We start from the raw sequence: 3,180 nt of genomic DNA on the forward strand, positions 1-3,180 counted from the left end.
GGGGGGTGGCGGGACCGCCCGTAGCTTGAGAACTGCACAGTGGACGCGAGCATCTTTTAGTAAGTCTTTGTGGCAAGTTTTTAAGTGTATACGGTGGATGCCTTGGCACTAGGAGCCGAAGAAGGACGTTGTAGCCTGCGATAAGCCTCGGGGAGTTGGCAAACGAACCGTGATCCGAGGATGTCCGAATGGGGAAACCCAGCTGGAGTCATGTCCAGTTACCCGCGCCTGAATATATAGGGCGTGTGGAGGGAACGTGGGGAAGTGAAACATCTCAGTACCCACAGGAAGAGATATTCCGTGAGTAGTGGCGAGCGAAAGCGGAACAGGCCAAACCGATAGCGTGTGATAGCCGGCAGGCGTTGCGTTATCGGGGTTGTGGGACCTTTCAGGTTGCTCTGCCGAGCTTCCAGGGAGTCAGAAAGTCGCGTCATAGTCGAAGGGCATTGAACGGCCCGGCACAGAGGGTGCTACCCCCGTAGACGAAATGGCGCGGCCTCCCGAAGGGGATCCCAAGTAGCACGGGGCCCGAGAAATCCCGTGTGAATCCGGCAAGACCACTTGCTAAGCCTAAATACTCCCTAGTGACCGATAGCGGACAAGTACCGTGAGGGAAAGGTGAAAAGTACCCCGGGAGGGGAGTGAAATAGTACCTGAAACCGTGTACATACAATCCGTTGGAGCCTCCCTAGCAGGGGTGACAGCGTGCCTTTTGAAGAATGAGCCTGCGAGTTAGTGGTACGTGGCGAGGTTAACCCGTGAGGGGCAGCCGTAGCGAAAGCGAGTCCGAATAGGGCGATTCAGTCGCGTGCTCTAGACCCGAAGCGAAGTGATCTAGCCATGGGCAGGTTGAAGCGCGGGTAAGACCGCGTGGAGGACCGAACCCACCTGGGTTGAAAACCGGGGGGATGACCTGTGGTTAGGGGTGAAAGGCCAATCAAACTTCGTGATAGCTGGTTCTCCCCGAAATGCATTTAGGTGCAGCGTCACGTGTTTCTTACCGGAGGTAGAGCTACTGGATGGCCGATGGGCCCTACAAGGTTACTGACGTCAGCCAAACTCCGAATGCCGGTAAGTGAGAGCGTGGCAGTGAGACTGCGGGGGATAAGCTCCGTAGTCGAGAGGGAAACAGCCCAGACCACCAGCTAAGGCCCCTAAGCGTATGCTAAGTGGGAAAGGATGTGGAGTTGCACAGACAACCAGGAGGTTGGCTTAGAAGCAGCCACCCTTGAAAGAGTGCGTAATAGCTCACTGGTCAAGTGATTCCGCGCCGACAATGTAGCGGGGCTCAAGTATACCGCCGAAGCTGTGGCATTCACACAATAGCTAGGTCTTCGTGATCCAGGCGTGTGGATGGGTAGGGGAGCGTCGTGTGGCGAGTGAAGTCGCGGGGTGACCCAGCGGTGGACGCTACACGAGTGAGAATGCAGGCATGAGTAGCGAAAGACGGGTGAGAAACCCGTCCGCCGAATGACCAAGGGTTCCAGGGCCAGGCTAATCCGCCCTGGGTAAGTCGGGACCTAAGGCGAGGCCGACAGGCGTAGTCGATGGACAACGGGTTGATATTCCCGTACCGGCGAAGAACCGCCCATACCGAGCCCGGTGATGCTAAGTGCCCAAAGCCGTCTAGATCCCTTCGGGGACGTGATGGTGGAGCGCACGACCCGAACCGGTAGTAGGTAAGCGTATTAACAGGAGTGACGCAGGAAGGTAGCCCAGCGTGGCGATGGTAGTCCACGTTCAAGGTCGTAGGGCGAGCTGTAGGCAAATCCGCAGCTCATATAGCCTGAGAGCCGATGGTGACCGCTTATGCGGGATGATTGGGTGATCCTATGCTGCCTAGAAAAACTTCGACGCGAGGTTCTAGCCGCCCGTACCCTAAACCGACTCAGGTGGTCAGGTAGAGAATACCAAGGCGATCGAGAGAATCGTGGTTAAGGAACTCGGCAAAATGCCCCCGTAACTTCGGGAGAAGGGGGGCCTGAAGCGTGACGGCACTTGCTGCCGAAAGCGTGGATGGCCGCAGAGACCAGGGAGAAGCGACTGTTTACTAAAAACACAGGTCCGTGCGAAGTCGCAAGACGATGTATACGGACTGACGCCTGCCCGGTGCTGGAAGGTTAAGAGGACGGGTCAGCTCTTCGGAGCGAAGCTCAGAATTTAAGCCCCAGTAAACGGCGGTGGTAACTATAACCATCCTAAGGTAGCGAAATTCCTTGTCGGGTAAGTTCCGACCTGCACGAATGGCGTAACGACTTCTCCGCTGTCTCAACCGCGAACTCGGCGAAATTGCACTACGAGTAAAGATGCTCGTTACGCGCAGCAGGACGGAAAGACCCCGGGACCTTTACTATAGTTTGGTATTGGTGTTCGGTACGGCTTGTGTAGGATAGGTGGGAGACTGTGAAGCCGGCACGCCAGTGTCGGTGGAGTCAACGTTGAAATACCACTCTGGTCGTTCTGGATATCTAACCTCGGTCCGTAATCCGGATCAGGGACAGTGCCTGATGGGTAGTTTAACTGGGGCGGTTGCCTCCTAAAATGTAACGGAGGCGCTCAAAGGTTCCCTCAGCCTGGTTGGCAATCAGGTGGCGAGTGCAAGTGCACAAGGGAGCTTGACTGTGAGACTGACAGGTCGAGCAGGGACGAAAGTCGGAACTAGTGATCCGGCGGTGGCTTGTGGAAGCGCCGTCGCTCAACGGATAAAAGGTACCCCGGGGATAACAGGCTGATCTTGCCCAAGAGTCCATATCGACGGCATGGTTTGGCACCTCGATGTCGGCTCGTCGCATCCTGGGGCTGGAGTAGGTCCCAAGGGTTGGGCTGTTCGCCCATTAAAGCGGTACGCGAGCTGGGTTTAGAACGTCGTGAGACAGTTCGGTCCCTATCCGCTGCGCGCGCAGGAAACTTGAGAAGACCTGTCCCTAGTACGAGAGGACCGGGACGGACGAACCTCTGGTGTGCCAGTTGTTCCGCCAGGAGCACGGCTGGTTAGCTACGTTCGGAAGGGATAACCGCTGAAAGCATCTAAGCGGGAAGCCTGCTTCAAGATGAGGTTTCCACGGGGCTTGCCCCGAGAGGCTCCCAGCTAGACCACTGGGTGAATAGGCCGGATGTGGAAGAGAGGACTAACGACTCTCGCAGCTGACCGGTACTAATAAGCCGATAACTTGACACAAC

1 rRNA gene is annotated in these 3,180 nt (G+C 56.5%); it reads left to right on the top strand.

The features are described 5' to 3' along the window. The first annotated feature begins 70 nt into the window (after nt 1-70). A 23S ribosomal RNA gene (locus J4G33_RS16835) occupies nt 71-3,178 on the top strand. Nucleotides 3,179-3,180: the final 2 nt, after the last annotated feature.

The organism is Actinotalea soli (assembly GCF_017565425.1).
Taxonomy (GTDB): Bacteria; Actinomycetota; Actinomycetes; order Actinomycetales; family Cellulomonadaceae; genus Actinotalea; species Actinotalea soli.